General features: G+C 39.4%; 26 protein-coding genes. 17 read left to right on the forward strand and 9 right to left on the reverse strand.

The window, feature by feature from the left end; genetic code table 11:
• Positions 1-19: 19 nt before the first annotated feature.
• Both FDK13_RS14405 and FDK13_RS14410 read left to right on the forward strand, forming a co-directional pair.
• Positions 20-1,693: a S8 family peptidase gene (locus FDK13_RS14405; protein ID WP_137340704.1), complete on the forward strand. Its 1,674-nt coding sequence runs from the start codon at positions 20-22 to the stop codon at positions 1,691-1,693.
• 40 nt (positions 1,694-1,733) lie between these two features.
• The gene (locus FDK13_RS14410) at positions 1,734-2,306 is read left to right on the forward strand and encodes a hypothetical protein (protein WP_137340705.1); all 573 of its coding nucleotides are present in this window, start codon (positions 1,734-1,736) and stop codon (positions 2,304-2,306) included.
• Positions 2,307-2,315: 9 nt separating this feature from the next.
• Here the strand turns inward: FDK13_RS14410 and FDK13_RS14415 are convergent, their stop codons facing one another.
• Entirely contained in the window at positions 2,316-2,855 is a 540-nt protein-coding gene (locus FDK13_RS14415) for an NUDIX hydrolase (protein ID WP_137340706.1), read from the reverse strand.
• Between the two features lie 76 nt (positions 2,856-2,931).
• Here FDK13_RS14415 and FDK13_RS14420 point away from each other — a divergent pair, with 76 nt between their 5' ends.
• Entirely contained in the window at positions 2,932-3,831 is a 900-nt protein-coding gene (locus FDK13_RS14420; protein ID WP_137340707.1) for a DUF2911 domain-containing protein, read from the forward strand.
• 73 nt (positions 3,832-3,904) lie between these two features.
• Here FDK13_RS14420 and FDK13_RS14425 read toward each other — a convergent pair whose 3' ends face one another.
• From FDK13_RS14425 to FDK13_RS14435, 3 genes are all read right to left on the reverse strand, one after another.
• Complete coding sequence (locus FDK13_RS14425) at positions 3,905-4,513, reverse strand: trimeric intracellular cation channel family protein (protein WP_137340708.1); 609 nt, start codon at positions 4,511-4,513, stop codon at positions 3,905-3,907.
• Between the two features lie 131 nt (positions 4,514-4,644).
• Positions 4,645-5,466 (reverse strand): thymidylate synthase, encoded by an 822-nt coding sequence (locus FDK13_RS14430; protein ID WP_137340709.1) that lies wholly within the window; start codon positions 5,464-5,466, stop codon positions 4,645-4,647.
• A gap of 36 nt (positions 5,467-5,502) precedes the next feature.
• Positions 5,503-5,943, reverse strand: a complete 441-nt coding sequence (locus FDK13_RS14435; protein WP_137340710.1) for an OsmC family protein — start codon at positions 5,941-5,943, stop codon at positions 5,503-5,505.
• A gap of 353 nt (positions 5,944-6,296) precedes the next feature.
• Here FDK13_RS14435 and FDK13_RS14440 point away from each other — a divergent pair, with 353 nt between their 5' ends.
• The 6 genes from FDK13_RS14440 (at position 6,297) to FDK13_RS14465 (ending at position 10,224) form a co-directional block, all read left to right on the forward strand.
• On the forward strand, positions 6,297-6,533 hold the full coding sequence (locus FDK13_RS14440) for a 4a-hydroxytetrahydrobiopterin dehydratase (RefSeq protein WP_137340711.1): 237 nt from the start codon (positions 6,297-6,299) through the stop codon (positions 6,531-6,533).
• A 214-nt stretch (positions 6,534-6,747) separates the two neighbouring features.
• Positions 6,748-7,455, forward strand: a complete 708-nt coding sequence (rsmI, locus tag FDK13_RS14445; RefSeq protein ID WP_137340712.1) for a 16S rRNA (cytidine(1402)-2'-O)-methyltransferase — start codon at positions 6,748-6,750, stop codon at positions 7,453-7,455.
• Position 7,456: 1 nt separating this feature from the next.
• Positions 7,457-8,683: a lipoprotein N-acyltransferase Lnb domain-containing protein gene (locus tag FDK13_RS14450; protein WP_229216042.1), complete on the forward strand. Its 1,227-nt coding sequence runs from the start codon at positions 7,457-7,459 to the stop codon at positions 8,681-8,683.
• Between the two features lie 6 nt (positions 8,684-8,689).
• Entirely contained in the window at positions 8,690-9,484 is a 795-nt protein-coding gene (locus tag FDK13_RS14455) for an inositol monophosphatase family protein (RefSeq protein ID WP_137340713.1), read from the forward strand.
• A 48-nt stretch (positions 9,485-9,532) separates the two neighbouring features.
• Complete coding sequence (locus tag FDK13_RS14460; RefSeq protein ID WP_137340714.1) at positions 9,533-10,069, forward strand: YfiT family bacillithiol transferase; 537 nt, start codon at positions 9,533-9,535, stop codon at positions 10,067-10,069.
• Between the two features lie 17 nt (positions 10,070-10,086).
• Positions 10,087-10,224 (forward strand): FeoB-associated Cys-rich membrane protein, encoded by a 138-nt coding sequence (locus FDK13_RS14465; protein WP_137340715.1) that lies wholly within the window; start codon positions 10,087-10,089, stop codon positions 10,222-10,224.
• Positions 10,225-10,279: 55 nt separating this feature from the next.
• Here the strand turns inward: FDK13_RS14465 and acs are convergent, their stop codons facing one another.
• Positions 10,280-12,169 (reverse strand): acetate--CoA ligase, encoded by a 1,890-nt coding sequence (gene acs, locus FDK13_RS14470; RefSeq protein ID WP_137340716.1) that lies wholly within the window; start codon positions 12,167-12,169, stop codon positions 10,280-10,282.
• A 247-nt stretch (positions 12,170-12,416) separates the two neighbouring features.
• On the opposite strand from acs, the gene FDK13_RS14475 reads away from it, so the two are divergent.
• Both FDK13_RS14475 and FDK13_RS14480 read left to right on the forward strand, forming a co-directional pair.
• On the forward strand, positions 12,417-13,634 hold the full coding sequence (locus FDK13_RS14475) for a THUMP-like domain-containing protein (RefSeq protein ID WP_137340717.1): 1,218 nt from the start codon (positions 12,417-12,419) through the stop codon (positions 13,632-13,634).
• Positions 13,635-13,670: 36 nt separating this feature from the next.
• Positions 13,671-14,309: a hypothetical protein gene (locus tag FDK13_RS14480; RefSeq protein ID WP_137340718.1), complete on the forward strand. Its 639-nt coding sequence runs from the start codon at positions 13,671-13,673 to the stop codon at positions 14,307-14,309.
• Positions 14,310-14,358: 49 nt separating this feature from the next.
• Here FDK13_RS14480 and FDK13_RS14485 read toward each other — a convergent pair whose 3' ends face one another.
• The 3 genes from FDK13_RS14485 to FDK13_RS14495 all read right to left on the reverse strand — a co-directional run bounded on the left by FDK13_RS14485 (position 14,359) and on the right by FDK13_RS14495 (position 16,956).
• A complete protein-coding gene (locus FDK13_RS14485) occupies positions 14,359-15,039 on the reverse strand; it encodes a helix-turn-helix domain-containing protein (RefSeq protein ID WP_137340719.1) in 681 nt (226 codons plus the stop codon).
• Between the two features lie 135 nt (positions 15,040-15,174).
• Positions 15,175-15,528, reverse strand: a complete 354-nt coding sequence (locus FDK13_RS14490; protein ID WP_137340720.1) for an ArsC family reductase — start codon at positions 15,526-15,528, stop codon at positions 15,175-15,177.
• Between the two features lie 30 nt (positions 15,529-15,558).
• Complete coding sequence (locus tag FDK13_RS14495; RefSeq protein WP_137340721.1) at positions 15,559-16,956, reverse strand: dicarboxylate/amino acid:cation symporter; 1,398 nt, start codon at positions 16,954-16,956, stop codon at positions 15,559-15,561.
• A 206-nt stretch (positions 16,957-17,162) separates the two neighbouring features.
• Between FDK13_RS14495 and FDK13_RS14500 the strand changes: the two genes are divergently transcribed.
• From FDK13_RS14500 to FDK13_RS14525, 6 genes are all read left to right on the forward strand, one after another.
• Complete coding sequence (locus FDK13_RS14500; protein ID WP_137340722.1) at positions 17,163-17,600, forward strand: hypothetical protein; 438 nt, start codon at positions 17,163-17,165, stop codon at positions 17,598-17,600.
• Between the two features lie 207 nt (positions 17,601-17,807).
• Complete coding sequence (locus FDK13_RS14505) at positions 17,808-18,722, forward strand: ABC transporter ATP-binding protein (protein ID WP_137340723.1); 915 nt, start codon at positions 17,808-17,810, stop codon at positions 18,720-18,722.
• Between the two features lie 49 nt (positions 18,723-18,771).
• Positions 18,772-20,100: an ABC transporter permease gene (locus tag FDK13_RS14510; protein ID WP_137340724.1), complete on the forward strand. Its 1,329-nt coding sequence runs from the start codon at positions 18,772-18,774 to the stop codon at positions 20,098-20,100.
• Positions 20,101-20,344: 244 nt separating this feature from the next.
• Complete coding sequence (locus FDK13_RS14515) at positions 20,345-23,323, forward strand: glycosyltransferase family 117 protein (protein ID WP_137340725.1); 2,979 nt, start codon at positions 20,345-20,347, stop codon at positions 23,321-23,323.
• 168 nt (positions 23,324-23,491) lie between these two features.
• On the forward strand, positions 23,492-24,085 hold the full coding sequence (locus FDK13_RS14520) for a Crp/Fnr family transcriptional regulator (RefSeq protein WP_137340726.1): 594 nt from the start codon (positions 23,492-23,494) through the stop codon (positions 24,083-24,085).
• A gap of 163 nt (positions 24,086-24,248) precedes the next feature.
• Complete coding sequence (locus FDK13_RS14525; protein ID WP_137340727.1) at positions 24,249-24,647, forward strand: hypothetical protein; 399 nt, start codon at positions 24,249-24,251, stop codon at positions 24,645-24,647.
• A gap of 25 nt (positions 24,648-24,672) precedes the next feature.
• Here the strand turns inward: FDK13_RS14525 and FDK13_RS14530 are convergent, their stop codons facing one another.
• On the reverse strand, positions 24,673-25,866 hold the full coding sequence (locus FDK13_RS14530; protein WP_137340728.1) for an endonuclease/exonuclease/phosphatase family protein: 1,194 nt from the start codon (positions 25,864-25,866) through the stop codon (positions 24,673-24,675).
• Between the last annotated feature and the right edge of the window lie 113 nt (positions 25,867-25,979).

Genomic DNA, 25,979 nt, shown 5'->3' on the forward strand with positions numbered 1-25,979 from the left:
TCAACAAATGCTGTGAAAAATGAAAATCAAACTTTTACTTGTTGCTTCTTGCATTTTATCCTTTTTATCAAATTTCAGTCAGGCTCAAACCAATCCCAGATATTTAATTCTGTTCAAGGATAAAGCCGGTTCGCCGTATTCTGTCAGCCGGCCAACGGAATTTTTGTCAGCCAAAGCTATTTCCCGCAGAACCAATCAAAATATTGCTATTACACAGCATGATTTTCCTGTTAATCCTACTTATGTCGCCGCAATAAAACAAACCGGTGCCTCGGTAATTTATTCTTCACGCTGGTTCAATGCGTCATTAGTAGAAGCTTCTGCATCGCAGCTGGCGGCTATAAAAAATCTCGCTTTTTATAAAGGAATCGAACAAAATCACGCGTTGGCTAACCTGACAACGCCTTCGCCAGGCTTATCAAGAACCGCAAAAATAGCTGATACCCAGGCTGTCACAGAAGATCTGAATTATGGCCTTATGCAGCAGCAACTTGCATTAATTGGCGTTGACAAATTGCATCAGGAAGGTTTTCATGGCGAAAATATGCTCATCGGAGTTTTGGATGCCGGTTTTAACCGTGCCAACGAACTCAATTATATGAAGCCCGTTTTTGATGAAAATCGGATCATTGACACCCACGATTTTATAACAAGAGAAAGCAATGTTTATGACGATGATTCGCATGGCATAAACGCATTATCGACGATCGCGGCATACCAGCCGGGTAGCATGATCGGTGCTGCATTTAAAGCTTCGTTTGCTTTATATCGTACAGAAAATGTATTCATGGAATCTCCGTATGAAGAAGTTACCTGGCTGATGGGAGCCGAACGTGCCGACAGCGTGGGCGTTGATGTGATCAGTTCTTCTTTGGGATATAATACTTTTGACGATGAATTTAATTCTGCGGAGTACAATTATACCTACAAAAGTATGGATGGGAAAACAACTATCATTTCCCGGGCGGCCAGGTTCGCCACAAGAAAGGGAATTTTGGTTGTAAACTCCGCCGGAAATGAAGGAAACAAGGCATGGCATTATATCACCGCTCCTGCTGATGTGGATTCCGTTGCCAGTATTGGTGCGACTACTTTGGACAGAAGCTACGCTGCGTTCAGCTCCGTGGGACCTAATGCTATAGGACAGCTAAAACCTGATATTTCTGCGGTTGGCTCTGGTGCAGTTGTGGGCAATAGTACCGGAACCGGTTCTGCCACAACAAGCAGCGGAACTTCTTTTTCAGCTCCTCAAATAGCAGGACTGGCTACAATACTTTGGCAAGCTTTTCCAAAACTTACTGCCCAGCAAATTATAACAGCTTTGAAGAAATCCGGAAATCAGGCTTCAAATCCTGATAATTTATTGGGTTTTGGTGTGCCAAATGGTGCTTTGGCCGAAGCGATTATTAAAAATGATTTTATTCTTTTGGGTACTGAGCCGGATGTTTTAAATGATATTATTCTTTCCCCAAATCCTGTTCAACAGGATCTGACCTTAACTTTTCCAGTTTCATTAATTGGCAAAAAATCAACATTAAGTCTGATTTCACAAAACGGAAAGACAATTTGGCAAAATCAACACGTCTTAAATTCCACCATACCACTTCCGACCAATTCACTCAGCGCCGGTTTGTATCTTATAAAAGTTGATGTATTAAACCGGACCCGCACTTTGAAATTTGTAAAGCAGTAGTAACTGGGTAATGATTTACTTTATTTAGAAAAGCCACACTATGAAAAATGTCTTTGTTGTTATTCTGCTTTTTATTGCTGTTAAATCTCAAGGCCAAATCTATAAGCCTGAAAACTTCCGTCCTGAAATTTATCTGGATTCCGTTAAATATGGATCATTTCCAAATTTCGACATCCATCAAATTGATTCAATATCTATTTCAAAAGAAAACAAAAAGGTACCTGAAGGACAAATATTTATCAAATCTAAAAATCCTAAAAACCTTCATCTTTTATCCATTCTGGACATTACTGCCAGATATAAAAAGAATGCACTCACACCAACCATTTATATGCTGGATAATGAAATATTGAAAGAAGTTTCAACTTTCAGAATTGATTCATCATATATCCTAAAAGTTGAAGTCTTAAAAGGATCAGAAACGGATTACCTGAATACGCAATTTCCTGATTTGACTATTTTAAATATAGTTACCAGGACAGAAAAAAATATTGCCAAAGAAAACGAAATAAGAATTCGGGGAATAGAAAAGAGATCAGTTCCGCAACCTAACACAGATGCTCAAGGGAATACAATTTTCAGGATTCGCGGCGTTTCCACCGCTTCAATGTGAAACAGTTTCTTAAATCAATGCCGTTTTCCCGACCATCCTCATTAACGATTCTGAATTGTTATACAGATGAATGTTTTCAACTGCTATCCATTGAACATCTTTTGATTCAATATTGATAATCAGCTCATCCATCGGATTTCCTTCAAATACGAAACGAATATCGTAATGATAGTGCGCAGGGTCTTTGCTATTGGCAGGAATCAAATGCACATCAACGTCAAATATTCCGTCCTTTGCCAGTTTAAGATTTGACGCACCAGTTTCTTCCTCCACTTCTTTTTCGGCAACGTGAAGTACATCAGGGTCTCCGTCAGCATGCCCGCCAGGTTGAAACCAACGATCCAGTTTCCGGTGATGCATCAGTAAAACTTTATCCCGGTTTGGCGAAACAACCCAGCCGGAAGCCGTTATATGGCCGATTTGTAATGTCCGTTCAAAACATTCAGGATTGTCATTTATAAATTGTTTTGTTTCAAGGTACATTTCCGTTTCAAGCCCCTCGGTTGGAATGTAGGAATCAAGTAAAGAAAGTAAGCTGCTTCTTTTCATTTAATAGGCTATGTAATTATTTCATTCTAATTTCACCACAAGTTTAACAGATCAAAAAACAAACATCATTACCCAAATGAAAAAGTATTTATTATCCCTCACTTTTGCTATCGCCGTTGCATCAGCCTCACTTGCACAGCGCACACCACAGGCAAGTCCGGGAGCAACAATAATCCAGACAGTAGGAATTACTGATTTTACCGTAAAATATTCTCGCCCAGCTATAAAAGGCCGTGCGGTTTTCGCGGACAAGTCTCCAATTGCTCCGACTGGGCAACTTTGGCGCACTGGCGCTAATCAGCCAACTATTTTTGAATCGACAACAGATTTCACTTTTGGTGATAAAAAAGTACCCGCCGGGAAATATGTGCTTTTTTCTATTCCTGAAAAAGCAAAATGGACGGTTATTCTGAATAAAAATCTGAACGCTAATACGGACGTTTATAAAGAAACAGAAGACGTTGCACGTATTGATGCCATACCTGTTTCAGGAGAATCAACAGAATCGTTTGAAATCAGTTTTTCTGATATTACAGATTCTACAACATTGATGAATATTGCGTGGGGAACTGTAAAAGTACCTGTAAAACTTTTCCTGGCCACACAGGAATTAACCATTGCATCGCTTGACAGGGCAGTTCAGGACAAACCAGAGGATGTTGCTACTTTACAAAGTGCAGCTGGTTACTTCTTATCAAAAAATATTGATTTGAGAAAAGCATTGTCATTGGCTGATAAGGCAATTGGCTTGAAAGAAGGCTGGTCAAATCTTTGGATTAAGGCACAAATCCTTGACAAAATGGGTAAAGCTTCGGAAGCTTTGCCAATAGCTCAAAAAGCATTGACCGTTGGTGCGGCATCTCCTGATGGTGCATATGATTTTTATAAAACACAAATAGCAAAAGGAATTACAGATATGCAGGCAAAAGCTCCTGCCAAAGAAGTTAACTCAAAAAGTAAAAAGAAAAAGAAGTAATATTTAAATGACATACAAAACGACCGGCTCAATGACTGAACCGGTCGTTTTGTATTTACATGCAATAATGATCTTATCTAAAAAATTTCGGAACGCTCCATTCATAGCGAACTGCAAGAATCCGGATCGTAATAATAACCAGTGAAGCAACGATAAAAGCAACATTCCGCTCCGCTCCTGCCCTATCCAAAACCAGATAAGAAACTGCACCTGCCAGACAGGCCGTTGCATACACTTCTTTTCGGTAAATAATCGGAATTTCGTTATTCATCATATCCCGGACAACGCCGCCCATGATCGCAGTAAAAACGCCCATAATGGCTGCAATTTCTGGCCGCACTCCCAAGTGAAGCGCCTTCTCTGTTCCAACAATAGTGAAAAGTGCGATTCCAAAAGTGTCGAACAAAAATAATGTTCTTCTTAAACCAATCAGATATTTGTAAAAAATGAAGGTTGTTAAAATTCCGGCTATGATCGCGTAGAGAATTGTAATATCACTTATCCAGACCAAAGGATAACTATCTAACAGTACATCGCGCATCGTTCCTCCGCCGATTGAACAAAGAAAAGCAGTAAAACTTGCCCCAAACCAGTCCTGATGTTTCTGGTCTTTCACAGAAAGAGCACCTGAAATTGCAAATGCAAAAGTCCCGATGATCTCTAAAATATATTGGATACTCATTTTTGTATTTCTAATGCAGAACTCAATGTCCGGCACAGCTTATTAAGCAAAAAAATTGGATAAAAGACTAAACATTAGCTGATTAACAACATTAGTCTTTTATCCGTTTTATATATTATTAAAAGGAAAAATCAAACCGCTACCGGTGCTTTAATTCCTGGCCATGGATTGTAATTTTCCAAAGAAAAGTCCTCAAACTCAAAGTCAAAAACACTTTTAACTTCCGGATTTAATACCATTTGGGGCAAAGGACGGAATGTCCGGCTCAATTGCAATTCCACTTGTTCAAGGTGATTGCTGTAAATATGAGTATCACCGCCTGTCCATACAAAATCGCCAAGATCAAGATCACATTCCTGAGCGATCATCATCGTCAACAATGCATAACTGGCAATGTTAAACGGAACGCCCAAAAACACATCAGCACTTCTTTGATAAAGCTGACAAGACAATTTCCCTTTCGTTTCACCTTTATCAGTATCAGGAGGCGCTACGTAAAATTGAAACAGCGCATGACAAGGTTGAAGTTTCATTTGTGAAAGTTCGGAAGGATTCCAGGCTGAAACCAGAATCCGTCTTGAATCCGGACTATTTTTCAACAAATTTAGGATTTCCTGCAACTGATCAAATGACTTTCCATTCGTTCCTTCCCAGCTTCGCCATTGTTTACCATAAACCGGTCCAAGATCGCCGCGTTCATCTGCCCATTCGTCCCAGATTGAAACTCCATTATCTTTTAGATATTTGATATTGGTATCACCTTTCAAAAACCAAAGCAGCTCATAAATAATGGATTTGGTATGTACCTTTTTGGTTGTCACAAGCGGAAAACCTTCTTTCAAATTAAAGCGCATCTGGTAACCAAAAACACTAATTGTTCCCGTTCCCGTACGATCCGTTTTACGAACTCCGTTATCTAAAATATGGCGAAGTAAATCGTGGTATTGCTGCATTCTTATATATTTTACTGGAAATAAATTTCCTTATTATTAGCTTTTTAACATTGCCGCTTCAATTTCTACACTATGCGTAATGGTCGCAAGCGCTTCTAGCTGAGCAGTAGCAGAGCAATATTTTTCCATTGAAAGAGCAATGGCCCGATCAATTTTTTTCTCGTCCAGATCGTTTCCTGTAAATTTATATGTCAAATGAATATTACGGAACGGACTACGTTTTGTACCTTCTTCTTCCTCACGGTCGCCATCAGCAGTTACCCGGAAATCAGTAATATCCTGTTTCTGTTTTTTCAAAATGAGTACAACGTCGATAGCACTGCAACTTGCCAGCCCCATTAATAACAATTCCATTGGTCTTACACCAGCACCAATACCACCGATTTCAGGAGACCCGTCGGTATGTACTTTTACTTCCGATGACCCTGTTCCTTCAAAATGAAATGCGTCATTTACACGCACTAGTTCTACTTTCATAATTATTTCCTGATTTTTCCGGTTTGCCGGAATATGACAACCTGACGGATTCTACCTCACTAAAATGCAAATATACTTCATCCAAAGGGAATCGGCTATTTACTCTAAAAATTTATAAATGAGCTTTTATCCTAGTATATTCGGTCAAATAATGTTTTTTATACACTTCCTGGCAATAGAACATATTTCGATATACTTTTCGTTTACTATTAATGATTTCACTGAAAATTTATAATCATGGAAGCTTTATGTAAAATATAACATATTGAAAAACAAATATTTACATTAATTTATATCATTTTCAGTTTGTGCAAAAGTAGAAAATTCATCAGGAAAACTAAATTATTCAAACGATGTGGAAGGAAGAAGATGACAAACTAAAACGTACTTTCGTTTTTAAGGATTTCAAAAGTGCTTTTGCCTTTATGACGAAAGTAGCCGCAGTTGCTGATGAAATGGATCATCATCCATGGTGGTCAAATGCCTACAACAAAGTTAACATCGAATTAAGCACCCATGACGCCGGTGATAAAGTAACCGAAAAAGACAAAATCCTGGCCAATCGAATTGATATGATTTTGGCATCGTAGGGGCAAACCCTTGTGGTTGCCCGGAAATCCCGACCAAAACCTAAAACGGAATAAAAACCCAAACGAAAATTAAATAAAGGAAAATAAAAATAGCCCGGAGAAAGTTCATGGATGGGAACGGGTAACCACGAGGGTTACCCCAACGGTTACCCAACGGTTACCCCAACGATGCCCTAACCAATATTCCGAAACGTTACCGAATTAAATTTACCAAATGAAGCTTTACATAGTACCAACGCCAATCGGCAACCTTGAAGATATTACCCTGCGTGCCATCAACGTATTAAAAAGCGTGGACGTAGTTTTAGCAGAAGACACAAGAACTTCCGGTCAGTTGCTGAAACATCTGGGCATCAGCAAACCCATGCACAGCTATCACATCCACAATGAGCACCAAAGTATAACCCGGATTATAGAGCGCATTTTAAAAGGTGAAACCATGGCACTGGTTTCCGACGCTGGCACGCCCGCCGTTTCCGATCCAGGATTTCTTCTGGTAAGAGAATGTATAAAATATGGTATAACAATAGAATGTCTTCCCGGCCCGACAGCCTTTGTCCCGGCCCTTGTCAATTCCGGATTACCAAGTGACAGGTTCACTTTCGAAGGATTTTTGCCACATAAAAAGGGCAGACAAACGAGAATGCAAAATCTGGTAAACGAGGACAGAACGATGATTTTCTATGAATCACCGCATCGTTTGATCAAAGCTTTGCAGCAATTTGCAGAATATTTCGGAGCCGACAGACAGGCCTGTGTTTCCCGGGAGCTGACTAAAATTTACGAAGAAAACGTTAGAGGTACGATACAAGAAATCATAACCTATTTTTCAGAAAAAACAATCAAAGGCGAAATCGTAATTATTGTTGCGGGCAAAGCTGACGAAAAGAAAAAATCCTCCGATTACAGCGACCAGAATTAACATGATAAAATATTTGAAACCCAAAAGCAACCACCAGATCCAAAGAACTTTAACCGGCACTTTCTTTGCATTACTTTTCCTGACCACTTTTTTCAGCAAACCTGCAAATGCTCAATTTGGCACTTTAAGTCCCCAAGCAAAAGTAAGCCTCGTAACTATTGGGCCGGGACAAGAATTATATTCAGGTTTTGGGCACAGCGTTTTGTGGATTTATGATCCGATCACCGGTTTGGATAATGCTTACAGCTATGGTTCATTCAGTTTTCAGACTGGAAACTTTTACGTCAAATTTTTGCGCGGAACACTACCTTATACGATTTCAGTAGCGCCATTGGCATTGGAGGCTCCTTACTGGCAGGCCGAAAACCGCTTCATTAAGGAACAGGTTTTAAATCTTTCACCAACCCAAAAGCAGAAACTTTACAATTATCTCGAAACAAACCACCTACCCCAAAACCGGGAATATCAGTATAAATTCTTTTACGACAATTGCTCAACCCGTCTTTCAGATGCATTAAAAGCGGCAGCGGGTGATAGTTTGACATTCCCTGGTTATACAAAGGATACACTAAGTTTCCGTCAATGGATTGACAAATACGCTTACAAACAAAAACCATGGTCGGATTTCGGAATGGATCTGGCTATCGGCGCACCATCTGATGAAATTGCAACACCGGCTCAGGCGACCTTTTTACCTGATAATTTGAGCAGTGCTTTTGCTGATTCTAAAATAAAACTGAACGGTCAAACAACGCCATTGGTAGCAGTTACAAGAGATCTTTTCGTAGCAGCTCCGGTTGAAAAAGGCTTTGAAATTACGCCCATGATCTTCTTCTGGACACTTGCCGCGCTTGTCTTGGCATACACTTTTTATCAATCCAAAAAAGAGACCGTCAATTTTACATTCGATAAAATTCTTTTTACTATTGTTGGGTTAATTGGGTGGTTAATTCTGCTTTTATGGTTTGGGACCAATCATGGCGTAACAACCTGGAATTACGATATTCTTTGGGCATTTCCGCTTTGGCTGCCTTTAATTTGGTATATTTCAAAAGACAAAAAACCGGCCTGGTTTCAGTTTGTGCTGATTTTCTATGCAATACTTTTAATGGCATCAACTGCAAACCTGGTAAAACATAATTTTGTAGTAATACCGATTCTGGTTATGTTGATCACAAGGGTTTATTACATTAATAATTCACTTTCTAAAATCCCGCAAAAAGGATAGAAAAGCATGGATCTGGAATTGCTGACTAAACAAACGATAGAAATTGTAAAACAAGCTTCTGCCTTTATTCAGCGGGAAGCAAAATCTTTTTCAAGAGATAAAATTGAATATAAAGACCTCAATAATCTCGTTTCTTACGTGGACAAAGAGGCAGAAAAAATGCTGGTTGCGGGTTTGAGTAAAATTCTTCCGGAAGCAAGTTATATTACAGAGGAAGGTACAACCGGACAAGAACCGGATCCAGAAGCGCTAAACTGGATTATCGATCCATTGGATGGCACTACAAATTTCATTCATGGAATTCCTGTGTATTGCGTTAGTGTTGGTCTGGCGAGAGGTAAAGAATTGCTGCTGGGCGTAATTCACGAGCCAAGTCTTGATGAAGTTTTCTTTGGCTGGAAAAACGGCGGAGCCTGGTGCAATGAAAAGAAAATGTCTGTTTCAAAGGTTAAAACTTTACAGGAAAGTTTAATCGCAACGGGTTTTCCGTATTATAAATTTGAAAAACAAAAGCGATACATGTACATTCTGGAATTGCTTATGCAAAAAACGCATGGCATCAGGAGAATGGGAGCAGCAGCTGTTGATTTAGCCTATGTGGCTGCCGGACGTTTTGACGGATTTTATGAGTACAATCTCAATTCCTGGGATATGGCTGCTGGTGTACTTTTGATAAAAGAAGCCGGCGGAACGGTTACCGATTTTAACGGAGGAGACAATTATCTTTTTGGCGGTGATATTATAGCTGGTTCGGGCGGACATGCGGAACTGGTGGCTGCAATCAAGGATAATTTCAATTAAAATACATTAACAAATAAACCGGTATTAATTATTAACCTCAATCTCATCATGGAACTGGAACAGCTTCGTTTTCCTATTGGAAGATTTGTTCCGCAGGATCAATACACACCTGCTGAAATAAAAACAAATATTCAGATTATCAGCGCGTTACCTTCTAAATTTATCAATTTATTAGGTGGCTGGGATAACGAAAAATTAAACACGACTTATCGTCCTGAAGGCTGGACAGTCAGACAACTGGTACATCATGTAGCCGACAGCCACATGAACGCTTATATACGTTTCCGCCTTGCGTTGACGGAAGATAATCCAACGATAAAACCTTACGAGGAGCAGCTTTGGGCGGAATTGCCGGATGCAAAAGAAGCTCAGGTTGAATTATCGTTACAACTGATACGATACATTCACTTACGCTGGGTTTTACTTTTGAATTCCCTGGGAGAAAAGGAATTGGCTCGCACGTATGTGCATCCCGCCAATAACAGTACAAACCGTCTGGATATGGTTATAGCAAATTATGCGTGGCATAGCGAACATCATTATCAACAGGCATTTCAGTTGGCCGCCAGGAACAATTGGGCCTAAAAATCTGTTTAGAAAACATGATACAGCAAGTAATAATATTCGCTCTTTTTATAGGCGCCGCAAGTTATATTGGTTGGAAGATATATAAATCTTTTGACAGCAGCGGCGGATGCGGAAAGGGCTGCGGTTGCAGTTCTGATAAAAAATTAGCTTAAATAAAGAATGGCAGATTAATTGAAAGTTTCAATCAATCTGCCATTTATACTTTTCTTACAATGCTCCTGCCTTAATGTCTTCCACAACAGCCGGATCAAGTAAAGTTGAAATATCTCCCAAACTATCCATTTCTCCCTCAGCTACCTTACGCAAAATGCGTCGCATAATTTTCCCTGAACGGGTTTTTGGTAATCCTGAAACAAACTGAATTTTATCCGGTTTGGCAATCGGGCCGATTAATCTGGAAACTGTGGCTGCAATATCCTTGCGCATCATTTCGGGATCATCCGGTTTATTTTCCGTGATTATGTAGGCATAAATACCTTGTCCTTTGATCTCATGCGGATAACCAACCACAGCAGATTCAACGACACCCAAGTGCATGTTAATCGCATTTTCTACCTCCGCAGTACCAATCCTGTGTCCGGATACATTCATTACATCATCAACACGGCCTGTAATTCTGTAATTCCCATCTTCATCACGAAGACATCCGTCACCTGTGAAATACATACCCGGATAGGTTGAGAAATAGGTTTGTTTGCACCGCTCATGATCTCCATAAGTGGTACGGATAATGCCCGGCCATGGGAATTTGATACAAAGATTTCCACTTACGCCATTTCCTTCAATAATTTCACCTTTTTCATCAACCAAAACAGGCTGAATTCCGGGTAAAGGTAAAGTCGCATAAGTTGGCTTTTCAGGCGTGACACCAGCAAGGGAAGAAATCATAATACCGCCGGTTTCGGTCTGCCACCAGGTATCCACGAGCGGACAATTTCCCTTTCCGATATTTTGCTTAAACCATTGCCAGGCTTCCTCGTTAATCGGCTCACCTACTGAACCTAGTTTTGTTAAAGACGACAAGTCATTATCTTTTACAAAAGATAATCCAAAACTCATCAGCGAGCGAATTGCCGTTGGTGCCGTATAAAGAATATTTACTTTATGTTTCGCCACAATCTGCCAGAAACGGCCAGCATCAGGATAGGTTGGAATTCCTTCAAAAATCAGGGAAGTTGCACCGTAACAGAGCGGTCCGTAAACGATGTAACTATGACCGGTGATCCAGCCAATATCAGCCGTACAGAAATGAATTTCGCCTGGCTCGTATTGAAAAACATTAGCAAAAGTATAGGTCGCAAAGACCATATAACCCGCTATTGTATGTACAACACCCTTTGGTTTCCCGGTTGAGCCCGATGTGTATAAAATAAAAAGTGTATCCTCTGCATCCATCGGTTCAGCCGGACAAACAGAATCCACTGATTTCTCTTCTTCTTCCCACCACAGATCTCTTCCTTTCAACATGGAAACAGGCGTGCGGGTACGTGTCATTACGATTACGTTTTTAACCGTTTTGCACAAATCAAGTGCATTGTCAACCGTTTCTTTCATTGGAATTACCTTTTGCCCCCGGAATGATCCGTCGGAAGTAATTACCATGGTACATTCCGCATCATTAATCCTGTCGGCAATTGATTTAGCAGAGAACCCCCCAAAAACAACAGAATGAACCGCGCCTATTCTGGCACATGCGAGTACTGCAATCGTAAGCTCCGGAACCATAGGCAGATAGATACAAATTCTATCTCCTTTTTTTACACCATGTTTTTTCAAAACATTGGCAAAACGACACACACGATCGTATAAAACGCGATACGTAATTGTCACAGACTGATCATCCGGATCATTTGGTTCCCAGATAATCGCAGGCTGGTCACCTTTGTCTGCAAGATGCCTGTCAAGTGCATTTTCGGTGATATTTAAAACGCCGCCTTCATACCATTTTATGGTTGCTTCTGCGAAATCACCGCTTAAAACTTTTTTCCATGGTTTACGCCATTGAAACTGTTGGCCAACTTCGGCCCAATAACCTTCGGGATCGTCCACACTTTGCTGGTAGGCAACCTGATACTCTTCAAAGGTTTTAATTCTCATGATTAAAAAAGGTTAACTTAGGAAATTACTATAATAACCGACAATTTATAATTTTCATTTGGTTCGTCCAACTTAAACTAAAACAGATTACCGAAGCTTAATAAGAGGAAATTGCCCTTTGTGGCGGTATATCACTCTGATTCAAAGGAATCTAGCTTCGGATGTCGTTAACAGGAATTTTTATAAATAAAAAAACTGTAATTTCGGGCTTGAAAACAGGAATAAAAACCTGTCCAAACAGGACATAATGAGCGATTTTTTGACAAATAAAAATGTACCGGAAACTGGTTTTACAGAAGCTGAACTTGCTTTTATACAAAAACATAGCGATGAGGATGTAACCAGACTGATATTGAAATCCGGTCAGTTTAAGGATCTTGATGTCAAAAAACTTGCTGCCCAGATTTTGTCAAGACAAAAAGCTTCAAAAAAATTACCTGAATGGGCGTCGATTGAAAAACTGATTTTCCCGCCATCACTTTCTGTTGAACAAAGCTCATCCGAAGCAACTGCGAAATACAAATCTTCATTAATTAAAGGAAAAACGCTGATTGATATTACCGGCGGTATGGGTGTTGATTCGTTTTATCTGAGTAAAAATTTTGAGAAAACCCATTATTTCGAACAACAGGAAGAAGTTGCCAAAACAGCTGAATATAATTTCGGATTACTGTCCGCAAGGAACATCGAAGTACATAACGCCGATTCTATTGAAGGCATAGAGAAAAACAACATGCAGGCAAACTGGATTTATGCTGATCCGGCCCGGAGGGATGCCAACAAACAAAAAGTTGTGCTATTATCGGATTGTGCACCTGATGTAAAATTTCATCTTCCGGAGCTTTTCAAACACGCTCCGAATATACTTTTAAAAACTTCTCCCTTACTGGATATTGACCTTGCGGTGCAGGAATTAAAATTGGTCAGAGAAGTTCATGTGATTGGTTATGAACAGGAATGTAAAGAATTACTTTTTAATATAAATGAAACATATAACGATGAATTTCTGATTAAAGCCCGGGTAATTAATACGGCTGGCGAAACAATTCATGAACTGGATTTTTCCCGGAATCAGGAACGGGATGCCGTAATTGAATTCAGCGAACCAATTTCTTATCTTTATGAACCTCATCCTGCAATATTAAAAGCAGGTGCATTTAAATATTTGTGTACAGCATTTGAAGTCAAAAAACTGGCTGCTCACAGTCATTTGTATACTTCCAAAAATCTGGTCTCAGATTTCCCAGGACGTACTTTTGAAGTTACCGCAGTTTGTAAACCCGATGCAAAAGGAATAGGACAATTTGTACCAGACAATAAGGCAAATCTGACGATCAGAAATTTTCCTGCAAAAATTGATGACCTGAGAAAAAAATGGCGTCTTAAAGAAGGTGGTGATATCTACCTTTTTGCTACGACACTTTTTAACCAGAAAAGGGCGGTAGTTGTAACAAAAAAATTATAACTGTCTAATCAATTTTTGACCAAAAAAATTAAGAAAATGAAACTTCAGATTCGTTCAGTCGTTCTTGCTGCTGCTTTATTCGTAACAGCTACTTTACACGCCCAAACAATTTCTCCGGGAAAAGCTACCATTGACAAACAGGAATATTTAGGTTTAAACCTGAACCAGAATATCTCGGAAAAATATCTGAGCAAATACTGGGAATCCTACCTGGAAAAATTCGGAAAAGTTAAAAGTAAACGCAGTGTTTATACAATAGAGAAAGCTGCAATAACTTCCATTTCCACCAGCCCGGTTTTGGTTACAAGCCAGATCACATCAGGAAAAGACCTTTCACAGGTTTTTCTTGCGCTAAATATTAATGGCCAGTATATCACAGCGTCAACTGATGATGGATATAAAAGTGCAGAAGCTCTTTTGAAAGATTTTGCTGATTATGCTCTGGTTCGTGAAGATGCACGTGTGGCTGATGAAGTTTTTACCACATCGACAAAAACCTACCAGAAATTACAGAAGGATAACGACAATACTGCCAAAGACATTGAAAAAACTGAAAAGAAACTGACAGAATTAAAAGCTGAGCTGGAAAAGAAAAAACTGGAAGCCGATAACTCTCTGGTCGATTTGCAGAACAAACAGAAATCATTGGAAGCTGCGAAAAGTAAGGTTAAATAAAGTTTGATATTAAACAACAAAAAGAGTCGGACCGGACTCTTTTTGTTGTTTAAATAAGGTCAAAAGCCCTGGCGTACTGAGCGAAATCATAGTAAGAACTTATCGATAATTTCTTCTTGATATTTTTACGATGTGCATCCACAGTTGCCGATGCAATTCCTAATTCTTCTGATATTTCCGGTGAACTTTTGCCATAGGAAACCCATTTCAAAATCTCCTTTTCCCGTTTTCCAAGTGTTGAAAATCTCTGATAATTCTCTCGTAGAAAAGTATTTTCTTCTAACAAACGTTCAGCTTTTGCCGGCATATGTTTCATTTCGTCAAGGGCAGTGGCTGTCGTAATGCACAGAAAGGCATTTCCCGCCTCATCCTGCATAAAAAGCCTGGTAGCACTAATATACCAGGCCCAGTTTTCACTCTTAGCCAATTTTACCTGCTGAAAATACGATATGCTGCCGTCCATATCATTGTTTGAAAGAAGCACTTTGAACTTTGGCCAATAGTCATCCGAATCTTCAATATTAAAAAACCGGTGCTGATATTCTGCCTTCATCTGCTTTAATTCTTCCAGGCTTACCCCCAATAAAGACAATCCTTTTGGCGACATATACACCACCGAAAAATCTTCAATTCTATGTATGATAACAATAGCGGGAAGTTGATCAGCAATTATTTCAATTGCCTTAATATTTTCATTAATAAGACTTTCCGTGTGTTCGTTGATTAACATTTTGTCAGGATGTGTAGTTTGTGCAGGTTATTATGTCAAAATCATATCAAGGTAAAGGAGTGGTTAAAATAATCTCTAAATGATAAAAAAAAGAGAGCATAAACTATTGCTCTCTTTTTTTTATCAAAAAGTTTCTTACAAAAATGCTTTTTCGTATTCAGATTCGGAGAAACCAATTGCGATGGCTTTCCCTGATGCATCCTCAATTAATGGTCTTTTTATAACTGAGTTTTTTGAAATCATCAATTCAGTTGCGGATTTTTCGTCTGTAACTGCTGCTTTTTCTTCCTCTGACAACTGTTTCCAGGTTGTTCCGGCCTTATTGACCAGTTTCTCCCATGGAAAATATTGAAACCAGCCTGTTATCTTTTCCGCTGTAATGCCTTTTTTCTTGTAGTCATGAAAAGTATATGCGATACCTTTCTCATCAAGCCACGTTCTGGCCTTTTTTACTGTGTTGCAATTTGGAATTCCGTATACTGTAAACATTATTGTAGCTTTCTCGGCTGTTAAAAATAATTAAGCTGAAACAACTTCCTGTTCCAGAACCTGATCGGATAAACGCATTTTTTCGTCATCCAATTCTCCCTCCCAACGAGCGATTACTGCGGTGGCAAGGCAATTTCCTGTCACATTGACAGAAGTACGGGCCATATCCATAAGCTCGTCAATTCCCATCAAAAGAAGCACCGGCCATTCAGGCATATTGAAGTTGGCAATAGCACCTAACAAAATAACAAGTGTCGCTCTTGGAATCCCGGCAACACCTTTACTCGTCAACATAAGTAAAAACACCATGGAAAGCTGCTGCCCGATGGACATTTCTGTCCCCGTAGCCTGCGCAACAAAAACGGTGGCAAGTGCAAGATATAGCGTAGAACCATCCAGATTAAAACTATAACCCGTTGGCATAACGAAGGAAACAATCTGGCGCGGAACACCAAACTTTTCCATTTTCTCCATTGCTTTCGGCAAAGCTGATTCTGAACTTGTAGTAGCAAAAGCGATAGAAACCGGTTCGAAAATATTCTTGACAAATTTGATGATTGGAATACGTGCGATCAGCATGATTGGTACAAACACCAATAAAATGAAAGCCGCAAGTGCGCAATACAAAGTGGCAAGCATTAACGCAAGGTTTTTCAAAACGTCGATTCCCATATGTCCAACCGTTTCGGCAATAGCAGCACCTACACCAATCGGAGCAAAAAGCATGATGATTTTAGTGAATTTAAACATCACCTCTGCCAGCGTTTCAATTCCGGCTACAAATTTTTCTTTTTTAGCAGCCGGAATCAATGCAAGACTAATACCAAAAAGAACGCTAAAAACCACGATCTGAAGAACTTCTCCGTGATAAATTGATTTGGCAATATTTTCAGGGAACGAATGAAGTATAATTTCCTGCCAGGTTTGCTCAACAACTTTTGGTAATGTAGCACTGAAATTCGCAGGAATATCTATACCGTCGCCCGGGCGGATCCAGTTGGCAAAAAATAAACCAATTACAAGTGCAAAAGTTGTTACTACTTCAAAATAAAGCAGCGATTTCCAGCCCATACGCCCAACCTGTTTCAAATCAGAATGTCCGGCAATACCCGTAACCAATGTTGCAAAAAGCAACGGAGCAATTACCGTTTTGATCATTTGAAGGAAAATCTGCCTTAAAAAGTGAAGTCCTGTTCCAAGTTCCGGGAAATCATATCCAATCTCGGTACCAACCAGCATCGAAATCAAAATAGATGTTGTAAGGTTCCTCTTTACTATCGCGAAAATGATCAGTCCGGCCAACGCAGTCCAGCGCAAACCGACCAAAACATCCGTCGAAATCGTAATGATATTGTAAGCGTTAAGTACTGTGGCAAGCGCAGCGATTGTAATAAGAGCCAGGTTAACAATAGTAATTTTCTTCTTCATAAAAGAATTTTGGAGATGAGATACCACTTTGGATTGGTAAACTTAGCTAAAATCGGGTAAAGCCGTGCATGATTAGGCTCTCCTTATTTATGAAACAGCAAAATAAATACTATACATTGGACGATTTTATTGAATATTAGTACTATTTTTCCTAGCTTTCTAAAAATAATCAATTGTTTATCAACTTTTCCAAACTTCTCCCCTGAATGAAACCCGGACTTATCCTTGAAAACGAATTGGAACCAATCTTTTTGGGCAAATTTCCTCCCTTCCCAGAAAACGTAAAAGAATTTCTTGTAAAATACGGCCCGTATTTTCTTTTGGTCGGTGCTATTTTAACGCTGTTTGGTTTGCTTGCTGCGTTTGGTATTGGCACCGCGGCGCTTGGTATCGGTGCGGTAGCTTATGGCTCTGGTTTTTATATGTATGTAAGTTTAATCATCGCAACCATCATAATGGTTATGTACCTGATGGCGTTTTCACCGCTTCGTGCACGTAAAAGAGCCGGATGGAATTTGCTGTATTATGCTCTAATATTAAGCCTGATCAGTAATCTGCTTCAATTGGCTATATTCGCTTTTATTGTTGGCGGCGTACTTGGCTTCTGGGTTCTTTTCCAGATCCGTGAAAAATATATTTTATAACTGATAAGTTAAATTCCAAGAATATTGAAAGAGCAGGCAGAAATTCTGTCGGCTCTTTTGTTTTTTACCACTAATCCGACTATTTGAGCATTTATCAGTTTTCGTCTTTGTAAAGCATCTTATACTTTGCATCTTTGGAATACCGATTTTATAACATCTTAATTTCTTGCATCAATAAGGCACACAGAAAATTACTTAACACAAAAGATGAATATTATAGAAGTTCAAAATATTACGAAAGATTATTCCAATCATCGTGCGCTGGATGACGTTAGTCTCAACATTCCCAAAGGCTGTATTTTTGGACTTTTAGGCCCGAATGGTGCCGGAAAAACTTCACTGATACGTATTATTAATCAAATTACCGGTCCTGATTCCGGACAGGTTTTGTTTGATGGGCAGCCGCTTGGTCAGCAGCATATTTCAAAAATTGGCTATTTACCGGAAGAACGCGGTTTATACAAAAAAATGAAAGTAGGCGAGCAGCTGCTTTATCTTGCCCAATTGAAAGGTTTATCCCAAAAGGAAGCCATGGAAAAACTAAAGACCTGGTTTATAAAATTTGATATAAAAACCTGGTGGGATAAAAGTGTCTCCGATCTATCCAAAGGAATGCAGCAAAAAGTGCAGTTTGTCTCAACTGTTTTGCACGAACCGGCACTGATTATTCTCGACGAACCTTTTTCCGGTTTTGATCCTATCAACGCTAATCTGATACGTGATGAAATTCTGGAACTGAAACAAAAAGGCAGTACGATCATTTTTTCAACCCACCGCATGGAAACCGTTGAAGAACTTTGTGATAACATTGCTCTGATTCATCGTGCCAAAAAAGTATTGGACGGGCCGAAATCCGTGATAAAAGAACAGTTTAAAACCAATACCTTTTATGTTGAATATCGTGGAAATCTGAACGGATTGGAACATAAATATAAACTGGAAAATACTACGTTTGGTGAAAACGATTTTCTGCGTACCAATATTCATCTGCCGGCTTTTGTTACATCCAACGAACTTTTGAGTGATCTTCTTCCCCAGGTTGAAATTCGTGCTTTTGGAGAAAATATTCCTACCATGAGTGATATTTTCATGCGGGCGGTCAACGAGGTTCCCGAAGCATAGCCACTAATCTTCATCGATATTAAAACTACTCTCTAACTAAATTAAGATAATGCGAAATATATTTCTGGTCATAAAAAGGGAATACATGGTCCGGGTTAAGAAAAAGTCATTTTTGATCATGACAATTCTTGCACCAGTACTTTTTGTAGGAGGATACGCTCTGGTGATCTGGATGGCGATCAGCTCGGTGGATAGCAAAACGGTTCAGGTTGTTGATGAAAGCGGACTTTTTACAAATGAGTTTAAAGATTCCGAATCAATCAAATTTTCATACCTGAAATCCTCAATCGATTCCGCAAAAAGCCATTTTACAGGAAGTGAAGCCAATGCACTGGTTTACATTCCAAAAAATGTAATCACCTCACCTAAAAGCGTACGGATCTATGCCGCTAAAAATGTGAGTATGGAGCTTAAATCTGAAATTGAGGACGTTATTGAAAAACAGATTGAAAATATCAAACTTTCAGAAGCTGGCATTACACATAAAATTTTAGAAGATTCCCGTGTTAATGTTCATTCCGAAACAATAAGTCTTAGCGAAGAAGGAGAAAAAACGAGTAGTTCAGGTGCTGCCACGATCATTGGCGGAATTTGTGCATTTCTGATCTACATGTCGGTTTTCATATACGGAACGCAGGTGATGCGTGGCGTAACGGAAGAAAAAACAAGCCGGATTGTTGAAGTTATTATTTCTTCTGTAAAACCTTATCAGCTGATGATGGGTAAAATTATCGGTGTGGCATTGGTTGGGCTTACTCAGTTTGTATTATGGATTTTCCTGACAATTTCACTCACAACCGTTGCGTCCAGTGTTTTGAGTTCCAAAATGCCAAAAGATTCCAGGCAAATTCAGCAGGAAATGCAAAAAATGCAGAAAGGAATGCCAGCTTCTCAAATGGCAGCTTCGGGCGTTGACAATCCGGTTGCAGAGGTCTTGGGTGCGGTTAACAGTTTGAATATTCCTCTGATCGTTTCCTGTTTTTTGTTTTATTACCTGGGTGGTTATTTGTTTTACAGCGCTCTCTTTGGAGCCGTAGGTGCTGCCGTGGACAATGACGCGGATACACAGCAGTTCATGCTCCCAATTACTTTACCCATTATTTTCTCCTTTGTTTTTGCCCAGTTTGTACTTAGGGATCCTGATGGAACTTTAGCGTTCTGGACTTCCATGATTCCCTTTACCTCGCCTATTATCATGATGGTTCGTATACCTTTTGGTGTGCCTGCCTGGCAAATTGCGCTTTCAATGATTTTTCTGGTTTTAGGTTTTATCGGCACCATCTGGATTGCCTCGCGGATTTACCGGGTCGGGATACTGATGTATGGCAAAAAAGTAACCTACAAAGAGCTCGCCAAGTGGATTTTTTATAAAGTTTAATAAAAATCTAATGCACGATTCAGCGGTCTTATGGTACATTTAGGATAAGATTTTATTCTTAAAAATAGTCATAACCAAATCCTTTAACACTTTTTAAGAACTCTTAACCCTTGCCGTTGAGGTTATTTTGCTAATTTTGAGGCACCGATTAAATATGCAGTTATTTTTTGGAGAAATGCGGCTGGATAAAACTGCCTTAAAAATTCCTCAATTACCTGTAAACTCATAACCATAAACTATTATAATGACCCGTTTCAACCGTTCCAACAACCTTACGGGTTGGATTGTTTTCGCCATTGCATTTCTTACATACGCACTTACCGTTGAACGAACGGCCAGTTTTTGGGATTGCGGCGAATTTATTGCCTGTGCATTTAAGTTACAGGTTCCTCACCCACCGGGAGCACCTTTTTTCCTTTTGATAGGAAGAATTTTTTCCATGTTTGCTTTCGGTGATCTTTCCAACGTTGCTTACTGGGTCAATATGGTTTCAGTACTCAGCAGTGCTTTCACAATCCTTTTCCTTTTCTGGACTATCACACTTTTAGCCCGTAAAATAATTGGAAAAACTGACGATGAATTGACCCAGGGAGATATTTTGCTTTTGATGGGTGCAGGAGTTGTTGGTGCATTGGCTTATACCTGGTCTGATTCATTCTGGTTTTCTGCTGTTGAAGCGGAAGTTTACGGGATGTCATCATTCTTTACAGCAATCGTAATCTGGGCAGTTTTCAAATGGGAACGCATTGAAGATCCTGCCGCTGAAAACCGCTGGTTGATTTTTACGGCTTATCTTGTTGGTCTTTCCATCGGCGTCCATTTGCTGAATCTTGTTACAATTCCTGCACTTGCACTGGTTTATTATTTCAAAAAATATCCTAAACCAGGTATTTTTGGAGGCATTGTAGCATTTGTTGGCGGTCTTGTTATCCTTGCTATTATTAACTCAGGCATTATTCCGGGACTGCCAAGTATTGCCGGAAAATTTGAGATATTTTTCGTTAACTCACTGGGTCTTCCATTTAAATCGGGGGTAATATTCTTCATCATTATTTTCCTTGGCTCTCTGGTTTGGGGGATTATTTATTCCCAGAAAAAAGCAAAGGTCTTATTGAATACAGGTCTTTTGTCACTGGCATTTATTTTGGTTGGTTATGCATGTTACCTGATGGTTCTGGTACGTGCAGAATACAATCCGCCAATCAATGAAAATAACCCTAATGACGTTCTTAGTTTCGTTTCTTATTTGAAAAGAGAGCAATACGGCAGCCGTCCTTTATTGTACGGGCCATCTTTTGTTTCGCGCCCGACAAACCAGAAACGTGGTGCACCTATGTACCGTAAAGAAGCTGGGAAATATACGATCTACGATTACCGTCCGGAATATGAATATGAACCGGGCAGCAGCATGCTTTTACCTCGTATGTATAGCACGCAGGCAGGTCATCCGCAGCTTTATCAGCAAATGACAGGACTTGCGGAAGGGCAAAAACCTACCATGGCGCATAACCTTTCGTTCATGTTTTCATACCAGATCGGGCATATGTACTGGCGTTATTTCCTTTGGAATTTCGTTGGACGCGAAAGTGATGAAGAAGGAGCGGGAAATCTTTTACCATGGGATGCATTCAAAAAATTTCCGTCGATTATTGAGAACAACAAGGCGCATGATAACTTCTTTATGCTGCCATTTATTCTTGGTTTATTTGGTGTTGTGATTATGTATTTCCGCCGTCAGCGTGATCTTCTTGTTCTTGGTTTATTGTTTTTGCTGACAGGTATTGCGCTTGTAGTTTATCTGAATTCCCCTCCTACCGAGCCTCGTGAACGGGATTATATTTACGTTGGTTCATTCTACATTTTCTGTATGTGGATTGGTATGGGCGTAATTGCCCTGGCAGACGGGTTGAATAAAATTGTCAAAAATTCATTGACACGTGCAGGCGTTGCAACCGGAATAAGTCTGATCGTTCCTGTTATTATGGGCGCAAAAGGATGGGATAATCATAACCGTGACCATCGTTACCACTCAGTTGATTTTGCCAAAAACCTTCTGAATTCCTGTGCACCAAATGCTATTTTGTTTACAGGCGGTGATAACGATACTTTCCCGCTCTGGTATGTTCAGGAAGTGGAAGGATTCAGAACCGATGTGCGTGTTTGTAACCTGAGTTTATTAGGTACAGACTGGTATATTGATCAGATGAGACGTAAAACGTATCTGTCCGATGCACTTCCGATTTCTCTGGATAAAAACAATTATGCTTTTGGTAAAAACGACATCGTTCCTTTTTATGAAATACCAAGTGTAAAAAATGGTATCAATCTGAAGGAATACATGGGGTTGGTAAAACAGGAAAATAAAGCCATTCAGGTACCGCTAACAAGTGGAGATATGACTTCTATTTTGCCTTCTTCAATTCTTTTCCTACCTGTGGATGTTGAAGCTGTTAAGAAAATGAATATCATCAAAAGTGATCTTTTACCTTACCTGAGCGATTCTATCAGCTGGACGGTTGGTAAAGGTGATTTGTATAAATCGGATTTGATGATGCTTGACATGATCGCTACCAACGACTGGAAAAGACCAATTTATTTCTCTTCAACATTGGGCGGATCAAGCTATCTGAACTTGAAAGAATATATGCAGCTTGAAGGTTATGCTTACCGTCTTTTGCCTGTGAAAGTTCCGGGGGCTTCTGACGGTTACGTAAATTCAGATATCATGTACAAGAATCTGATGACCAAAATGTTCTGGAGAGATCTTGACAATCCAAAAACATATTACGACAATACGTATCTTGGTTCACCAATTTTTACCGCTCGTATTGCTTTCCTAAGACTTGCCGGACAGCTTATCGCAGATGGCAAAACCGGCGAAGCAAAAAAGGCAATGGATAAGGCATTGACGGTAATGCCGGACAAAAGTATACCTTACGATCAGATTTCTTCAAATTTCATCGGTACACTTTTTGACCTGGGAGAAACTAAAAAAGCACTTGAAATTGCTGACGTCATGGCAAATCGTTCGGATGAAAACCTGACCTGGTCAAAAGAAAACCCTACTACAAAACGTCGGGACAGCCAGGTGGATTTATATATTCTCCAAACCATTGTTCACGAATGCAAGGAAGCAAAACAGGAAGCAGCTGCCAAAAAATATGAAGCCATTTTCCAGAAACATCTGGCGGCTTTTAATATGTACGGAAATCCGGCTCAGTAAGATAATCTGGTTAAAGACGGGAGCTATACAGATAGTTCCCGTCCTTTTTTTAAAAAACCGGAATAAGAAATACTATTTCTTTTCTGTAAAAATTAGTAATTTTAAAATCAACGGTATGAAAATCAGCAGCGGGTATTTCTTGAAAAGTATTATTTTTCATGCCAACGTATGCACAAAATTTTCGCGTTACTCTGTAACTACAACATTATAAGTGAAAGAACTTACAATGCAGTTCTTCAAAAACTTATTATAGCTGAAATCAAACAGGGCACCATTTTGATTTCTCCTGATCGCCCGCAGGAAATGGTTTATTTCATCTCAGAAGGTATCACCCGTAATTTTTATAGCCATCATGGCCAGGAATGGACGCATGGTTTCGATATTGCAGGTGATTGTATTATGACCTCTGCAAATTTTGTTGATGATGAATTGTCAATGGATTATGTAGAAACCTGCACGGATGTTAAGCTGTACGGTATCACTAAAAAGGATTTCCAGGGACTGATCCTTCTGAATCCTGATCTTGAAAAGGTATCGGGTAAAATTCTTGAAAGAAGGCTAACCCGTTTTGAAAAAAGAATGCAGGATTTGTACACACTGACGGAAGAAGATCTTTTTTTGAAATTTGGCAAGGATTTTCCAACCATTTTTTCACAGGTTGAAGACAGACAAATTGCAAGTTATCTGCGTATGAGTACGAGCATGTTTTCAAGGTTGAAGAAAAAAACACTTACGGAGAAAAAATCAGGCATTACGATTTAAATATTTATTCAAATGGCGCTTAAATGTTAAACGTTATTCGAATAAATATTCGATATTGTGTCATCAATTAAACGCCCCCTCTTTTAGTTCTTAATGCTTGTGAATAATTCCGGATGCATTTTTTTGTTTCCTGATTATCTATGAATTATTGTTAAAACAGAGTATGCGTCCCTTTCTGATTTTTGGTTTTAGTATCTTTTTTGTTTATGGGCTGTCGGCATGCAGCGATTCAGCCCCTTCCTCTTCTATGGTCCAGTTTCTGGTAACCAATAAATCCACGAAAAAAATAAACCGGTTGACAATATTTCTGGAAGAAAAAGACACAACCAAAACCCGGCTTGTTGACTCCGTTTTCATCACTAATATCCCCGACAATCTTCCGATCAGGCTTACATACGACATCAATAAAAATTCCTCAACAGGAAATTATAAACTGGTAGCGTTAGGCACTGTAAAGAAGTGGAATATTGATTTCGGAAAGTTTTCAGAAAAAACCGACACTGACTCCGATCATCTCTATAATTTAGAAATACTCGAAGATTCGGTTTCGGTTATTCCATAAAAAAAGGAGCCGAAGCTCCATTTCCCTAATCCAGTTTTACCTTAACCCAAACCAGCCTGTGATCTGAGCTTGATTCTCTTTTTTCGACGAGATCAAACATTGGTTCGCCTTTGGCTGGCCAGAAAACACCGCTGTCAATTATTTTAAATCCTGCTTTTGATGGCAAAACATAGTCCGCACGCATACGCCAGAAGGCTGTATGATTTTTCGCAAATGGATTATTTGCAGAATGTTCAGTTCCTCCCTTACTTTGAGGTGCGTTTTCATTGATAAGTTTAGGATGGGCCAACAAAGATCTGATACCCTCACCTATTGCATTTCCTTCATCAGGCGAAGCGTTTTGATCTCCCAAAATAACAAAAGAAGAATTTGGTGCTAACCCGCCATGAATACCTTTATCATCGTAAATATATTGATTGTTACTATCGCTGATATAATCTTTCCAAAACCTGATCTCATCGTGATTTCTTTTACCATTTCTATCCTCTGCTCCGTCAAATGAAGGTGGCGTCGGATGGCTTGCTAGAAAATGAATCGTTTTATTCCCCACTTTCACCGGTACATCCCAATGAGATTTTGAGGATAAAGGAAAACTTGCCCAGGCTTCCGAAGCATACCAGTCGCTACCATCTGCTTTCACCGTTTTCAAAGCACCCGGCATATCTTTCCATTTGAAATTCTGGAAAGTTCTCACTTTCGAAAGATCGATAGGATATCTTGAAATCAACATCATCGCATACTGGCCCGGATATAAACCAAAACCCCAGGCATCAGCACCAAATTTTCCGGCAACTCCATTATTATCCAGATCATATGGACTTGGCTGGCCTGTATTTACCGTTCCATAATAGTAATATGGGTAATCAATACTTTTTGCACCATCCTGATCTTTTCCCAGATATCCTTTAATAAATTGCAAAATGCCCTGATTCGGATCTTTGATATAATCGAATTCATTCAGCAAAATCACATCCGGGCGAACCGTCTGGATTATTTTCGCAATGTTTTTTATCTGTTGATTATTCCCGGAAGCCAGTTCATTGATCAGCACTTTCTCCGAAAGATCAGGCGTTCCTTTTTTAACATAATTTTCAGACTCCATACTTACGTTGTAAGTCGCAAAAGTTAATTCCTTCGGAGTCGTTTGTGCTCCAAGCTGCATTCCTGAACAAAACATAGTGAGGCCAAGCACGGATGCTTTTAAGATATTATAATTCATAAATTTTCTGTTTTACTCCGGCAAAGTTAATTCTCATCAATCAGTATAAATACTTATTGGCATTACATTTACATTAATCAATCGAAAACAAAGCGAGCCAACTCATTGCTGAA

It is taken from the genome of Dyadobacter frigoris (assembly GCF_005280585.1).
Classification (GTDB): domain Bacteria; phylum Bacteroidota; class Bacteroidia; order Cytophagales; family Spirosomataceae; genus Dyadobacter; species Dyadobacter frigoris.

What these genes read in the sequence shown, in the direction of transcription:
- FDK13_RS14405 (WP_137340704.1), top strand. Translation starts at nt 20, where the DNA reads ATGAAAATCAAACTTTTACTTGTTGCTTCTTGCATTTTATCCTTTTTA.
- FDK13_RS14410 (WP_137340705.1), top strand. Translation starts at nt 1,734, where the DNA reads ATGAAAAATGTCTTTGTTGTTATTCTGCTTTTTATTGCTGTTAAATCT.
- FDK13_RS14415 (WP_137340706.1), bottom strand. Translation starts at nt 2,855, where the DNA reads ATGAAAAGAAGCAGCTTACTTTCTTTACTTGATTCCTACATTCCAACC.
- FDK13_RS14420 (WP_137340707.1), top strand. Translation starts at nt 2,932, where the DNA reads ATGAAAAAGTATTTATTATCCCTCACTTTTGCTATCGCCGTTGCATCA.
- FDK13_RS14425 (WP_137340708.1), bottom strand. Translation starts at nt 4,513, where the DNA reads ATGAGTATCCAATATATTTTAGAGATCATCGGGACTTTTGCATTTGCA.
- FDK13_RS14430 (WP_137340709.1), bottom strand. Translation starts at nt 5,466, where the DNA reads ATGCAGCAATACCACGATTTACTTCGCCATATTTTAGATAACGGAGTT.
- FDK13_RS14435 (WP_137340710.1), bottom strand. Translation starts at nt 5,943, where the DNA reads ATGAAAGTAGAACTAGTGCGTGTAAATGACGCATTTCATTTTGAAGGA.
- FDK13_RS14440 (WP_137340711.1), top strand. Translation starts at nt 6,297, where the DNA reads ATGTGGAAGGAAGAAGATGACAAACTAAAACGTACTTTCGTTTTTAAG.
- rsmI (WP_137340712.1), top strand. Translation starts at nt 6,748, where the DNA reads ATGAAGCTTTACATAGTACCAACGCCAATCGGCAACCTTGAAGATATT.
- FDK13_RS14450 (WP_229216042.1), top strand. Translation starts at nt 7,457, where the DNA reads ATGATAAAATATTTGAAACCCAAAAGCAACCACCAGATCCAAAGAACT.
- FDK13_RS14455 (WP_137340713.1), top strand. Translation starts at nt 8,690, where the DNA reads ATGGATCTGGAATTGCTGACTAAACAAACGATAGAAATTGTAAAACAA.
- FDK13_RS14460 (WP_137340714.1), top strand. Translation starts at nt 9,533, where the DNA reads ATGGAACTGGAACAGCTTCGTTTTCCTATTGGAAGATTTGTTCCGCAG.
- FDK13_RS14465 (WP_137340715.1), top strand. Translation starts at nt 10,087, where the DNA reads ATGATACAGCAAGTAATAATATTCGCTCTTTTTATAGGCGCCGCAAGT.
- acs (WP_137340716.1), bottom strand. Translation starts at nt 12,169, where the DNA reads ATGAGAATTAAAACCTTTGAAGAGTATCAGGTTGCCTACCAGCAAAGT.
- FDK13_RS14475 (WP_137340717.1), top strand. Translation starts at nt 12,417, where the DNA reads ATGAGCGATTTTTTGACAAATAAAAATGTACCGGAAACTGGTTTTACA.
- FDK13_RS14480 (WP_137340718.1), top strand. Translation starts at nt 13,671, where the DNA reads ATGAAACTTCAGATTCGTTCAGTCGTTCTTGCTGCTGCTTTATTCGTA.
- FDK13_RS14485 (WP_137340719.1), bottom strand. Translation starts at nt 15,039, where the DNA reads ATGTTAATCAACGAACACACGGAAAGTCTTATTAATGAAAATATTAAG.
- FDK13_RS14490 (WP_137340720.1), bottom strand. Translation starts at nt 15,528, where the DNA reads ATGTTTACAGTATACGGAATTCCAAATTGCAACACAGTAAAAAAGGCC.
- FDK13_RS14495 (WP_137340721.1), bottom strand. Translation starts at nt 16,956, where the DNA reads ATGAAGAAGAAAATTACTATTGTTAACCTGGCTCTTATTACAATCGCT.
- FDK13_RS14500 (WP_137340722.1), top strand. Translation starts at nt 17,163, where the DNA reads ATGAAACCCGGACTTATCCTTGAAAACGAATTGGAACCAATCTTTTTG.
- FDK13_RS14505 (WP_137340723.1), top strand. Translation starts at nt 17,808, where the DNA reads ATGAATATTATAGAAGTTCAAAATATTACGAAAGATTATTCCAATCAT.
- FDK13_RS14510 (WP_137340724.1), top strand. Translation starts at nt 18,772, where the DNA reads ATGCGAAATATATTTCTGGTCATAAAAAGGGAATACATGGTCCGGGTT.
- FDK13_RS14515 (WP_137340725.1), top strand. Translation starts at nt 20,345, where the DNA reads ATGACCCGTTTCAACCGTTCCAACAACCTTACGGGTTGGATTGTTTTC.
- FDK13_RS14520 (WP_137340726.1), top strand. Translation starts at nt 23,492, where the DNA reads ATGCACAAAATTTTCGCGTTACTCTGTAACTACAACATTATAAGTGAA.
- FDK13_RS14525 (WP_137340727.1), top strand. Translation starts at nt 24,249, where the DNA reads ATGCGTCCCTTTCTGATTTTTGGTTTTAGTATCTTTTTTGTTTATGGG.
- FDK13_RS14530 (WP_137340728.1), bottom strand. Translation starts at nt 25,866, where the DNA reads ATGAATTATAATATCTTAAAAGCATCCGTGCTTGGCCTCACTATGTTT.